The sequence below is a fragment of the Flaviramulus sp. genome (assembly GCF_982512915.1).
Window position 1 is genome coordinate 205,847 of record NZ_CEWOCJ010000001.1, and the last position, 12,259, is coordinate 218,105.

The 12,259-nt window shown below is 31.4% G+C and carries 13 protein-coding genes; 4 read left to right on the plus strand and 9 right to left on the minus strand.

The features are described 5' to 3' along the window. Positions 1 to 91: 91 nt before the first annotated feature. On the plus strand, positions 92 to 1,408 hold the full coding sequence (gene ahcY, locus AC1XJX_RS01000) for an adenosylhomocysteinase (RefSeq protein ID WP_482002092.1): 1,317 nt from the start codon (positions 92 to 94) through the stop codon (positions 1,406 to 1,408). A 190-nt stretch (positions 1,409 to 1,598) separates the two neighbouring features. Here the strand turns inward: ahcY and AC1XJX_RS01005 are convergent, their stop codons facing one another. Next, complete coding sequence (locus tag AC1XJX_RS01005; protein ID WP_482002093.1) at positions 1,599 to 1,871, minus strand: hypothetical protein; 273 nt, start codon at positions 1,869 to 1,871, stop codon at positions 1,599 to 1,601. A 96-nt stretch (positions 1,872 to 1,967) separates the two neighbouring features. Between AC1XJX_RS01005 and AC1XJX_RS01010 the strand changes: the two genes are divergently transcribed. Next, positions 1,968 to 2,441: a DUF1569 domain-containing protein gene (locus AC1XJX_RS01010; protein ID WP_482002094.1), complete on the plus strand. Its 474-nt coding sequence runs from the start codon at positions 1,968 to 1,970 to the stop codon at positions 2,439 to 2,441. A 49-nt stretch (positions 2,442 to 2,490) separates the two neighbouring features. Here AC1XJX_RS01010 and AC1XJX_RS01015 read toward each other — a convergent pair whose 3' ends face one another. From AC1XJX_RS01015 to rplU, 4 genes are all read right to left on the minus strand, one after another. Then, positions 2,491 to 3,498, minus strand: a complete 1,008-nt coding sequence (locus tag AC1XJX_RS01015; RefSeq protein ID WP_482002095.1) for a phytase — start codon at positions 3,496 to 3,498, stop codon at positions 2,491 to 2,493. Positions 3,499 to 3,509: 11 nt separating this feature from the next. Continuing rightward, on the minus strand, positions 3,510 to 6,356 hold the full coding sequence (locus AC1XJX_RS01020) for a TonB-dependent receptor (RefSeq protein ID WP_482002096.1): 2,847 nt from the start codon (positions 6,354 to 6,356) through the stop codon (positions 3,510 to 3,512). A 225-nt stretch (positions 6,357 to 6,581) separates the two neighbouring features. Continuing rightward, positions 6,582 to 6,842 carry a 50S ribosomal protein L27 gene (gene rpmA / locus AC1XJX_RS01025; protein WP_482002097.1) on the minus strand — a complete coding sequence of 87 codons (261 nt, stop codon included), beginning with the start codon at positions 6,840 to 6,842 and terminating at the stop codon, positions 6,582 to 6,584. A 38-nt stretch (positions 6,843 to 6,880) separates the two neighbouring features. Next, positions 6,881 to 7,534, minus strand: coding sequence for a 50S ribosomal protein L21 (gene rplU, locus AC1XJX_RS01030; RefSeq protein WP_482002098.1), 654 nt, complete (start codon positions 7,532 to 7,534; stop codon positions 6,881 to 6,883). A gap of 166 nt (positions 7,535 to 7,700) precedes the next feature. Here rplU and AC1XJX_RS01035 point away from each other — a divergent pair, with 166 nt between their 5' ends. Beyond that, on the plus strand, positions 7,701 to 8,195 hold the full coding sequence (locus AC1XJX_RS01035) for a heavy-metal-associated domain-containing protein (RefSeq protein ID WP_482002099.1): 495 nt from the start codon (positions 7,701 to 7,703) through the stop codon (positions 8,193 to 8,195). Positions 8,196 to 8,247: 52 nt separating this feature from the next. On the opposite strand, the gene gldD is transcribed toward AC1XJX_RS01035, so the two are convergent. The 4 genes from gldD to mutY form a co-directional block, all read right to left on the minus strand. After that, complete coding sequence (gldD, locus tag AC1XJX_RS01040) at positions 8,248 to 8,829, minus strand: gliding motility lipoprotein GldD (RefSeq protein ID WP_482002100.1); 582 nt, start codon at positions 8,827 to 8,829, stop codon at positions 8,248 to 8,250. Then, complete coding sequence (locus AC1XJX_RS01045) at positions 8,829 to 10,133, minus strand: gliding motility-associated protein GldE (protein ID WP_482002101.1); 1,305 nt, start codon at positions 10,131 to 10,133, stop codon at positions 8,829 to 8,831. The genes gldD and AC1XJX_RS01045 overlap by 1 nt, the downstream gene beginning before the upstream one ends. Positions 10,134 to 10,186: 53 nt before the next feature. Further along, on the minus strand, positions 10,187 to 10,633 hold the full coding sequence (locus AC1XJX_RS01050) for a single-stranded DNA-binding protein (protein ID WP_482002102.1): 447 nt from the start codon (positions 10,631 to 10,633) through the stop codon (positions 10,187 to 10,189). Positions 10,634 to 10,718: 85 nt separating this feature from the next. After that, the gene (mutY, locus tag AC1XJX_RS01055) at positions 10,719 to 11,762 is read right to left on the minus strand and encodes an A/G-specific adenine glycosylase (RefSeq protein ID WP_482002103.1); all 1,044 of its coding nucleotides are present in this window, start codon (positions 11,760 to 11,762) and stop codon (positions 10,719 to 10,721) included. A 140-nt stretch (positions 11,763 to 11,902) separates the two neighbouring features. Here mutY and AC1XJX_RS01060 point away from each other — a divergent pair, with 140 nt between their 5' ends. Further along, positions 11,903 to 12,193 carry an HU family DNA-binding protein gene (locus tag AC1XJX_RS01060; RefSeq protein WP_237230488.1) on the plus strand — a complete coding sequence of 97 codons (291 nt, stop codon included), beginning with the start codon at positions 11,903 to 11,905 and terminating at the stop codon, positions 12,191 to 12,193. The last annotated feature ends 66 nt before the right edge of the window (positions 12,194 to 12,259 follow it).

Here is a 12,259-nt window from a genome sequence, read left to right on the forward strand (position 1 = left end):
GGCAAATTAAATATTTTTGAATAGCGAATTTAAGTATTTTAAGTGCTAATCACAATGAAGTTTAGTTATTAAAACAAAAAGAAAAATTGATATGAGTATTAAAACAATTCCTTATGTAGCTAATAAAGTGAAAGATATCTCGCTTGCGGCTTGGGGTAGAAAAGAAATTGAATTAGCTGAAGCAGAAATGCCAGGTTTAATGAGTTTACGTGAAGAGTATGGAAACTCTCAACCTTTAAAAGGTGCTAGAATTGCAGGATGTTTACATATGACCATTCAAACCGCTGTTTTAATTGAAACATTACAAGCTTTAGGCGCAGAAGTTACTTGGAGTTCATGTAATATTTTCTCAACACAAGATCAAGCTGCCGCTGCTATTGCTGCTGCAGGAACCTCTGTTTATGCATGGAAAGATATGAATGAAGAAGAGTTTGATTGGTGTATTGAGCAAACACTTTTCTTTGGCGAAGACAGACAACCACTTAACATGATTCTTGATGATGGTGGCGATTTAACTAATATGGTTTTAGACCGTTATCCAGAATTAATTTCAGGTATTAAAGGTTTAAGTGAAGAAACTACTACAGGTGTTCACAGACTTTATGAGCGTGTGAAAAACGGAACGTTGCCAATGCCTGCTATCAATGTTAATGATTCAGTTACAAAAAGTAAGTTTGATAACAAATACGGTTGTAAAGAAAGTGCTGTAGATGCTGTACGTCGAGCAACAGATATTATGTTAGCAGGAAAACGTGTAGTTGTTTGTGGATATGGTGATGTAGGTAAAGGTACCGCTGCCTCTTTTAAAGGTGCTGGAAGTATTGTTACGGTTACCGAAATTGACCCTATTTGTGCTTTACAAGCTGCAATGGATGGTTTTGAAGTTAAAAAACTAGAAACTGTTGCTTCCACTGCTGATATAGTAATTACTTCAACAGGAAATAAAGATATCGTACAGTCACATCATTTTGAAGCCTTAAAAGACAAAACTATTGTTTGTAATATTGGACATTTTGATAATGAAATTGATATGGCTTGGTTGAATAAAAACCATGGTTATACAAAAAACACTATAAAACCTCAAGTAGACAAATATACTGTTAATGGCAAAGACATTATTATACTTGCAGAAGGGCGTTTAGTTAACCTTGGTTGTGCAACTGGACACCCAAGTTTTGTTATGAGTAACTCGTTTACAAACCAAACTCTTGCGCAAATTGAACTGTGGACTAATGCAGATGCTTACGAAAACGATGTGTATATGTTACCAAAACATCTTGATGAAAAAGTAGCAAAATTACATTTAGAAAAAATTGGTGTAGAATTAACAGAGCTTCGTGAAGACCAAGCCAGTTATATTGGTGTTAAACCAGAAGGTCCTTTTAAACCTGAGTATTACAGATATTAATACGTCATTGCGAGGAGTTCGCGACGTGGCAATCTCTTAATAATTAGTAAAAATACAAATCCTAAGCAGCAATGTTTAGGATTTTTTTATTTGGGCGTTACCACAAGGGTCGGGCTTTCACTACTCAATCCCTCCTACGTCGGGGATTTCAAACATGCCGTTCAATCCCTAACGCAAAAAAGGAATTAAATCATTCATCCACCAAGTCCTCTTCAAAATACCACCACAAACTGGAATCGATTGATTGTTTCATTTTAGCAATATCCACATCATCTTTTAAAAATATAGTAAGATTTTCAGTAGATTCAGTTTGCTCAATGCTTTCTCTAATTTCAATAGATTCAATTTCTTTAAAATGTTCTAAATGCTTTTTAAGTCTGGAGTCAAGCGACTCATCACTTAAAAAAATTTTAATAGTAGGCTGTGAAGGGGAATTTCTGATTTCTGATCTAAACGGAAGCATACAACTATAATTTTAAGTAAAACATTCTAATTATTGTAAACACAATTCCTTAAAGTTAAGCATTTTATTAATACCTTTTACATTCAAATTATAGCAATGAGCAATAAACGTATTGAAGTTTTAAAACAACTTTTATCTGAAATTGAAGCTAATATTCCATTTAAGGATAAAGAAAATCATTCAATTTCAAAATCTACAGTGGGCTGGCAACTAGACCATACTTTAAAAGTTTTCATAAAAGTTAGCGAATGGACTGCAAATTCAAATCCTGAAGACTACAAGTGGAATTTTAATTTTATGCGTTTGGTTATGTTTCCTCTATGCTACATACCAAGAGGAAAAGGTAAAGCTCCAAAACATGTTTTGCCACCAGAAATAATTACTTTAGAAGACTTAAATAATCAGGTAGAAACTGCAAAAAACCACATTAGAATTTTAAATAATTTACCTGATGGTGTTTATTTTAAACATTTCCTTTTTGGGATGCTGACAAAAAAACAAACACTTCGTTTTATAGAAATGCATACCAAGCATCATTTAAAAATTATAAGAGATATTTTGAAGAAATAAAAAACCCTTTCTGTTTCCAGAAAGGGTACAAAAATTTAAACTAAAAGATTTATTCTAATAATTTAAGCTTCGCTAAATCATGAAAAAAGAAATTCATTTCATCATTCATTGAAACAAATAATCCGTTTGGAAACTTATTACCTAAAGACTCTGTTGTAACATCACACCCATCAGTTTCAAGTGTTCCTAAATTAAGTTCTTTAATAAAAGTATTCGTTTTTAAATCGAAAATATTAAAAGTGCCGGCTTGTTGATTGGACACTATTAAAAACGATTTATTTGGGTAGTGTGCAATGGCAATCCCTTCTATATCTGATTTAAAATATTCTCCACCAAAACATGAAATTTCTTCATCTCCTTTTGAAGGTTCTGCATAATATTTTCTGATACAATGCCCCTCATCTGAATAATAAACAATACCGTTTTTATCATCAACGGCAATGGCTTCGATTTCTTTCTTTGCACTAAACTGACCAAACTTTCTTGTTAATTTAGAATATACTCCTAAACTATCTGAAACCAATTCGTACTGATACAAATACCCTTCTATTGGCCCCGTTTTTCTACCAACAATAGCATAAACACGTTTTGTTATTGGCGATTTATACAACCCAATTCCCATTGGTAAATTAGCTCCTTCTTCAGTAACGTCTTCAAAAACTTTAAACCCGCCATTATCAAGTGGTTTCATATCGGGTACTGAAAACAAACGTATTTGTTGTCTTTCCCTTTCGGTAAAAGCAATAATATCAACTTTAGTAGAATCGTTAAGCTGAAAACCATATTCTAAATCAATATTGTTAGGGCGTTTTAAACCTTTTATCGTTTTCTCTTTAATAATTTTTCCGTCTAAATTAAAGGCATAAATAGCACCTTCTGTTTCTTTATCTGTTCCAAAAACAATACTTTTTGAAGCATCGTTTGGGTTTATCCAAATAGCAGGATCGTCGGTATCATGTAAAGTCTTTTCTGTGACGATGCTTGGCTCAATCACTGGCAACTTTTTCCCACATGATAATAATAACAGTCCAACTATAAAGTATATGTATTTATTCATTTAAAATAGTTTTAATTTTTTCTTTTGAATAAATCATACTTTAAACCAAAAGTAATACGTCTGCCATAAAATTCAACTTGCTGAGTTCTTTGTTTTACACCTTGGAAATAACGTAATGGTTGGTCTGTAATATTATTTAAATCGAAATAAACACGTAGCACATTGCTTAACGCATAAGACGCATTAAAATCTAAAAAGAATTGTTCATCATAATATCTATCTTCAAAAGCATTTCCGCCTATTTCATCTATGTAAGCATCACTGAAATTGGCAGATAAACGTAAGTTTAGTTTTTTGCCTCCATAAGCTAAAGACCCATTAAACATGTGCGGTGCAGTACCTGGTAAATCTAAATCTGTACGCACATCACCATCTTCATTTCTAATACCATCAGCACTTGATGATAAATAGGTGTAATTTAAAAACACACTAAAGTTTTTAGCAAAACCTGGTAAAAAATCTAACTGACGTTGGAAAGACAACTCAGCTCCAAAAATAGTGGCATCATCACCGTTTTGTGGTTGAAAAGCATCAAAACCAGTAGTTGGGTCTTGAAACTGAAATGTATAAATAAAGTCTTTAATATTTTTATTAAAAACACCAGCTGAAATAATACCAACACTTTTAAAATAATGTTCTGCCATTAAATCAAAATTCATAGATTTAGTAGCACTTAATTCAGGGTTACCAAAGCTTACCTCTTCATCTTCATTTGCTACATTTCTAAAAGGCACCAAATCAATATAGTTTGGTCTTGCCAATGTATTTGTCCAAGCAAAACGTAACACAGTATTGTCATTAAAATTATATTTAAAATGAACTCCGGGTAAAATATTAATATAAGAGTTGTCATCGTTTACTTCTCCAGAGGCATCAGCATCAAAATCGCCATTATCATCAAAAACTACTAAATTTCCTGTTGTTTCTATTTCTGTATTTTCAATACGAATACCAGCAAGTACTGATAATTTATCAGATATTTGTTGATTTATCATAGCGTAACCTGCATAAACATTTTCTTTTACAAGGTAATTTCCTGATAAAAATTCTTCAACTAATGATTCATTTTCAAATTGAGATTCGTTAAACAAATCTAAACTTCCTAAATATTCAGGATCTACATAAGCACCAGCGACATATTTACTGCCTGCTAAATAATTATCATCCGTTTTATCAACTAATGGTAAATTAATCATGCTATCAAAAAAGCTATTTGTAGGTTCAAATTCAAAAAAGTTATTATCTCTATCTTTTTCTTTGAATCTTAAACGACCTCCAAATTTTAGAAACCCTTCTCTCTCGTTTATTAAGCTTAAAGGCAGTTTAAAGTTCGTAAAGAAGTTAAAATCTTTTTCTTCGGTGAATCCATTTTCTTCAGTTATTCCATTGAGTGAATAACGACTCAATAATACATCGCTTGAATTTGCTGGGATAATTAGCGGAAATCTTTCATTTTCAAAATCAGTAGTAAAAGGAATAGGGTCGCCACCAGCAGTTTCTTCTAATTCATACTCTATGTATCGCTCATTCAAACGCTCCTCAGAGGCACTTGCGTAAGAGGCTAACCAATCAAACTGAAGCCCTCCAATTAAATGCTCGCCACCTAAACTATAGTTTTGCATACGCTGATCCTCCAAACGTGTATTTTGATTTCTATTATTATCAATTCCCCCTTTAGTTTCTCTCCTAATTTCACCTTGATAACCCATAATATTCTCTGTACCATCCTCAAAAATTGGTTCGATTGAACGGTAACGGACTCTAAAACGGTTTTCACGATCGTCCCTCCAGTTATACATCGTTTTTAGAAACACCTTATTATTAGGGTTAAACGAATAATCTAAATTAGCCGAAAAACTGCGTCTTATACGTTGTACTAAATATGTTCTGATATCAGATTCCTCTACAAAAGGATTTACATCAATATCATCTCCAGAAATAGGACTTTCAGCTTCGTTTACCCATTCAGCTTCTACATTATCAGATCCAAAATCAGTGTCATTTATAGAAGCGCCAATCATCCAACCAAACTTGTTGTTTTTGGTGCGATCTCCCATTAAAAAAGATCCATTTACAATACGTTTATCCGTAATTAAGTTAACACCTGAACCTAAGGTTGTAGATACCCTAAAACCATCTGGTGATGTTCTTGTAACCAAGTTTACTGAGCCGCCCAAAGCATCGGCATCCATATCTGGTGTTACTGCTTTATTTACCTCGATAAGTTGAATCATATCTGCTGGAATTAAATCCATTTGTACGTTTCTGTTATCGCCTTCAGCAGATGGAATTCTACTTCCATTTAATGTTACCGAATTTAATTGTGGCGCTAAACCACGAACGATAATATTTCGTGCCTCACCTTGGTCTACCTGCATGGTAATTCCAGGAATACGTTTTATAGCATCACCAATATTGGCATCTGGAAATTTACCTATCTGATCTGTAGATACTACATTAGTAATGTTTTGCTTATTCTTTTGTGCATTTAAAGCTTTTGCTTGTCCGCTATTGTACCCGTTAATAACAACACCGTCTAATTCTAAAGCTTCTGGTAAAATAATTATGGTTACAGTAATTGTCTTATCCGCTGCAACAACAACTTCTTTTTGAGTGGCTGCATAACCTAAATAATTAACTGTTAAGGTTTGATTACCTGTTGGTACATCAACAAATAAAAAGTTACCGTCTGCATCTGAAATGGCTCCTTTATTTAAAGACTCGATTATAATATTACTAAAAGGTACTTTAAGTCCGTTGTCATCTATTACAACACCTTGAATATTACCTTCTTGTGAAAGCCCTAAAAGGGAAATAAGCAATGTAAATATTGCTGTAAATACGTAATTTTTCTTCATGATTTTTATTGGTTAATTAATACACCTAATTAACAAAAATGAAGACTCAAGTAGTTTAAGTATTTTTTAAATTAACGTTATCTGTGAATAATAAAATACATCTATTTCATATTTAATTAACATTAAATAAAAGTTTACAAAATATGTGATTTTGGAAATTTTGGAAATAAAAAAACCCTTTCTGTTTCCAAAAAGGGTTTAATAATATCTTAAGAAAACTGTTTACTAAACCTCGAAAGGCTCAATAGAAACATAAGACTTGTTGTCTTTTTTCTTAGTAAATTTCACAACACCATCAACTTGTGCGTGTAAAGTATGATCTTTAGAAGAATAAACATTCTCACCAGGGTGATGTGTATTTCCTCTTTGTCTTACGATAATGTTTCCAGCAATAGCAGCTTGTCCTCCAAAAATCTTAACACCTAGACGTTTCGATTCTGATTCTCTACCATTCTTAGAACTACCTACTCCTTTTTTATGAGCCATTGTCTTAAGTTTTTATATTGTTAAACTTAACGGTAAGCTTAAGCTTTTCCGCCATTTAATTCGTCTTGCCATTTTTTTAACTCATCCCACTTACCTTCAGCAGCTAATTTAGCTTGTGCTGGCCAAGTATCAGCAACGTGATTACCACGAACATCTGAGATGATTTCTGAAATTTTTGCAGCATCTGTTTTTGCTAATTCAGCAAAGGTTGAAATTCCTGCAGCTATTAAAGTTTCAGCTATTTTTGGTCCAATACCTTCAACTTTTTTTAAATCATCAGCTTTGTCTGTTGATTTTTTTGCTGTTGGTTTTGCTTTCACTTTTGGCGCTGCAACTTCTGCTTTCTTTTCTGATTTAGCTGGAGCCGCTTTTTTTGCTCCTGAGGCAGCAATACTTTCAATAATAATTTCAGTTAAAGATTGACGGTGTCCGTTTTTCTTACGGTAACCTTTACGTCTTTTCTTTTTGAAAACTATAACTTTATCACCTTTAAGGTGCTTTAAGACTTTTGCTCCTACTTGAGCTCCGTCTATAGCTGGGGCGCCTACAGTTACATTGTCACCATCACTAATTAGAAGAACATTATCAAAAGCTACTTGCTTTCCTTCTTCTGTTTGTAAACGGTGTACAAAAACTTTTTGGTCTTTTACAACTTTAAATTGTTGCCCTGCTATCTCTACAATTGCGTACATAGCGTAACGTTTTATTAATTAATTTTGTTCAAAATGAGTGCAAATATACTGCTATTTAATTAAACTACAAACGTTTTGTTTATTTTGAGTTAAAATTTCACTTTTCAATCAATTAAGACCTACTTATTTAGTAATTTTGCAAATACAATCCATAAATAAAGACTCAATGAAAACTACAAAACAAATTCTAGTTGCTGTGTTAATTTCATTTTTTGCTTTTAATTGTAAAAATGACATGAAACCTCAGGTTAAAACAGTTGGAGTTGAAACTGTAACAACTAAAATAATAGATCCTAATGCTACATACGCTAAAGCTGAATTTACAATTGATGGTATGACTTGTGCTATTGGTTGTGCTGCCACTATTGAAAAAAAGTTAGCTAAAATGGATGGTGTAAAATCTGCTAAAGTAGATTTTGATAAAAAACTAGCTATGGTTGAATATAACGAAGCTAAAGTATCGCCAATATTAATTGAAAAAACTGTCACTAACGTGTCTGATATTTATACTGTAAGCAACATGAAAATGCTTAATGGTTTTTCAATAAAAAAACTTTGTGATGAAAATTGCAAGAAACCTTGTTGTGCTGATAAAACTGAAGTAGAAAAAATGGCTTGTGCAGCAGATTGCAAAAAAGCTTGTTGCGTAAAAAAGGCTTAAAAGAAAATATTCTAATTAACTAAAAAAGCATCCTGAGTTCAAGATGCTTTTTTTATTTCCATTTTATAGTTTCCATAATCTGCTTAATATCTTTTTGCAAATAATTTGCTGCAGGCAATATGGAGTCGTAATTAGGTTTTGTATAAAAGTACAATGAGCCAGTTAAGAAATGATTAATACTGTCTGTGACATAAAACTGTGCTGGTGATGCTACATTTCCTTTAACTTCTGATAATAAACCATAAACCTTTCTCTCTTTATTTTCATAAGGATATGCAGGAATTTCATCTGCTTTTTGAGTATGCTCTAAAGTGAATTTTTGAGCATCTCTTAAAAAATTTCTTAGATTATTTTCGTTATTTTGAATAGCTTTATAAGTTAAAAAAATGGTTCCTCTTAACGATGGATACTCTATATTAATACCATAACTTTCTGTGGGAGATTTAACTTCTTTAAGAATTACATTAGTTGCTAATGAATTGGTTTCAAATGTAAATGGCAACTGTTTTAAATGAGACTCTTCATAATTTGCTTTAGGATACTCTAACCGCAAAAAAGCTTTAGGTTTTGGTATATAATCTTGCCCACACGAAAAACAAAGTATTACCATAAGTATACAAATACTATTTCTCATTATATTATTGTAAATTTAACAAGTTTAATACGTTTTTTATCCATAGCTTCAATAGTAAAAATGTAATTTTTAAAATTTATTTTACTATTTAGTTTTGGGAAACTTCCAGAAATTTCTAAAACAAAACCAGCTATAGTTTCGGCCTCACCTTTGTTACTTTCAAACACACTATCATCTTCAATCTTAATGATTTTATAAAAATCTTTTAAGGCTGTTTTTCCTTCAAAAACATAATTATTATCATCTAACTTAGAGTATGTAAGATCTTCATCATCAAATTCATCACTAATGTCTCCAACAATTTCTTCAATAATATCTTCCAAAGAAATTAACCCTGAAGTACCACCATATTCATCAACTACAACAGCTAAGTGTACTTTCTTTTCTTGAAACTCAGCCATTAAATCATCTAACTTTTTATTCTCTGGCACAAAGAAAGGCTCTCGTATTAGATTTGACCAATCAAATTGTTTTCTATCAATATACGGCAATAAATCTTTAACATATAAAATACCAACTATAGTATCAATATTATCTTTATAAACAGGGATTCTAGAATAACCATTAGCTATAATTTCCTGCATAATATCTGTATATTTCTGATCTATATTTAAGGCAAAAATATCAATTCTAGGTCGCATCACTTGCCTGGTATCAGTGTTACCAAAAGATACTATACCTTGCAATATTTTATGCTCTTCTCTAGTCGTGTCTTCCTTACTCGTTAATTCTAAAGCTTGTGATAATTGATCGACACTTAAATTAGATTTTTGCCTACCTAATTTATTGTGTATTGACAAAGTAACGCTTCGCATTGGTAAACTTATTGGCGATAAAAAAATATCTAAAGCGTATAAAGGATATGCCATAAAAACAGCAAACTTTAAATTGTTTCTGCTAGCATAAATTTTAGGTAAAATTTCTCCAAATAATAAAATCAAAAATGTTACAACAACTACCTCAAAAACAAATTTCATTTGTGGATTCGAAATGTTACTAAACATCAAATCACCTAAAAAAGCAAATAAAATAACAATAGCGATATTTATAAAATTATTAGCTACTAAAATGGTAGCTAATAATTTTTTAGGACGTTCTAAAAGTTTTGATAATATTTGAATGCGTTTCGATTTTTGCTCTAAACCTTCTTCAATATCCGAGCGACTTAGAGAAAATAAAGCTACTTCTGCACCAGAGATAAGTGCTGAACACACTAAAAGTAAAATTAATAATGTAAAACCAAAAAAAACAGAAAAATCAACTGCTAAAAATAATGGTTTATAAAACGTGGGGTCAGGATCCAAAGATAGTAGCTTTAGTTAAACATAGGATTATCGATACGTAATCGCATATTATATTAAAACGGCAAATCGTCATTATCATTTACAGGTAGTTGGTTTGCAGATTGTTGGCTAGAAATATTGCTTTGATTTTCTGAGGAAATCGCTCCAGCACTATCACTTTCTTTTTTGGTTGATAGAAAAGTGAAATCGTTGCATTGAATTTCAGTAGAATATCTATCATTTCCTTTTTCATCTTGCCATTTTCTGGTTTTCAATCTACCTTCAATGTATACTTTATCACCTTTACTTAGATACTTTTCGCAAATCTCTGCGCCTTTATTTCTTACTACAATATTGTGCCATTCTGTATTAGTAATACGCTCATTTGATTGCTTATTTAAGTAAGTTTCGTTAGTAGCCAAAGGAAATCTACCTACACAACCGCCACCTTCAAAATAATGCATTTTAACTTCATCACCCAAATGACCAATAAGCATCACTTTATTTAAAGTACCAGACATAATAATTGTTTTAGAAAGGGCAAAAATAACCAATTGCACTCCATTTTTTTAAAATTAATAAAAAAATATGAAGTTGAATAATAAACTAATCAAAATTAAACGCCTCAATAAAATTTCCTATTAAAATAGGTACTGGATATTCTCTTATTTTTTTTATTGAAACACCTTCAAAAGGAAGTTTAACTATGTTAATAATCCAAAATTTAGTGAACAAATGTTGATGTGATAATTTATGAATGATAGACTCTTCATTATATAGGTAAAACTTAAAGCGTTTTCCTTTTAATAGATTATAGTTTTCAATGTGCTTTTTGAAATTTTCTGCATTAAGATCGTTATCTGTTTCTATCAATGGAAATTGGTACAAGTTTTGCCAAATACCTTTGCCTTCTCGTTTTTCTAAAATAATTGTATCATCTTCAGAAATGAAAACTAAAAAGTTAAAAAACTTTTTCTTAGCTTTTGCCGTTTTAATTTTAACTGGCAATTCTGAAATTCTATTCTCATTAAAAGCGATACAACCTTCACTAAAGGGACACTTGTTGCAAAATGGATTTTGTGGCTTACAATGCGTAGCTCCAAACTCCATGAGACCTTGATTAAACTCAGCTGGATTATTTTTATCAATTAATTCTTGAGCTAAAGTTTTAAATTCTTTTACACCCTTTGAAGAATTAATAGGTGTATCTATACCAAAATAACGAGACAAAACCCTATAGACATTTCCATCAACAACTGCACTAGCTTCATCAAAACAAATAGATGCTATGGCACTTGCTGTATAATCACCAACGCCTTTTAGATTCAATAAATCTTTGTAGTTATTTGGAAAATCACCATCTAATTCATTAGCAATATACTTGGAAGTAGCGTGTAAATTTCTGGCGCGAGAGTAATAACCAAGTCCTTGCCAAAGTTTTAAAACCTCACTTTCATCAGCATTTGCTAATTGAAAAACTGTGGGATATGTTTCTAAAAAAGCTTCATAATAAGGCAACCCTTGAGCTACTTGTGTTTGCTGTAAAATAATTTCTGATAGCCAAATACGATAAGGGTCTTTGGTGTTTCGCCAAGGTAAATTTCGCTTATTAATTGAATACCAATGTATTAGTGATTTTGAGAAGTTCATTAATTAAATAAATATAGTAAACAAAAATAAACGTTTATAATCTTAAATTTTAATGAATTAGGTTTGAAATATTGAATATTAAATTCCTATATTTGCATCCCTTTTAGAATTTATAGTAACCAAAAAATAATATTTAAAAAATGACTAAGGCTGATATAGTAGCAAAAATTTCTGAAAAATTAGGAATTGAAAAAGGTGATGTTCAAGCAACTGTTGAAACATTTATGGAAGAAGTAAAAACTTCTTTAGAAAGTGGTGATAATGTTTACTTAAGAGGTTTTGGAAGCTTCATTATTAAAACAAGAGCTGAAAAAACTGGTAGAAACATCTCTAAAAACACAACGATTAAAATTCCAGCACATAATATTCCTGCATTTAAACCTGCAAAAGTTTTTGTTGAAGGTGTTAAAACAAATGTAGACGTTAAATAAAACATTAAAATAATTATTAATTTAAAAAGACACTATTTATGCCAAGTGGTAAAAAACGTAAAAGAC